Genomic DNA, 271 nt, shown 5'->3' on the forward strand with positions numbered 1-271 from the left:
ATCTCATTTCTCTGACGACCTTCCGGCATGCAGCGCCGGTTCGGAGTGCCCCATGACTGCCATCGTGAAGATGCACAAGCTCAACAAGCATTTCGGCAGCCTGCATGTCCTCAAGGACATCGAGCTCGAGGTCGCCCAGGGGGAGGTGGTGGTGATCATCGGGGCCAGTGGCTCCGGCAAGTCGACACTGATTCGCTGCGTGAACGGCCTGGAGGAGTTCCAGGACGGCAACATCGAGGTGGATGGGCATTCGCTGATCCCCCACGGCAAG

General features: G+C 60.5%; 1 protein-coding gene. It reads left to right on the forward strand.

Annotated elements, in window-relative coordinates:
* Nucleotides 1–52: 52 nt before the first annotated feature.
* A partial coding sequence (locus R0J88_RS20290; RefSeq protein WP_410900919.1) for an ATP-binding cassette domain-containing protein occupies nt 53–271 on the forward strand: 219 nt, incomplete at its 3' end.

Origin of the sequence: Pseudoalteromonas sp. SIMBA_162 (assembly GCF_046535955.1) — a bacterium.
Classification (GTDB): Bacteria; Pseudomonadota; Gammaproteobacteria; order Enterobacterales; family Alteromonadaceae; genus Pseudoalteromonas; species Pseudoalteromonas marina.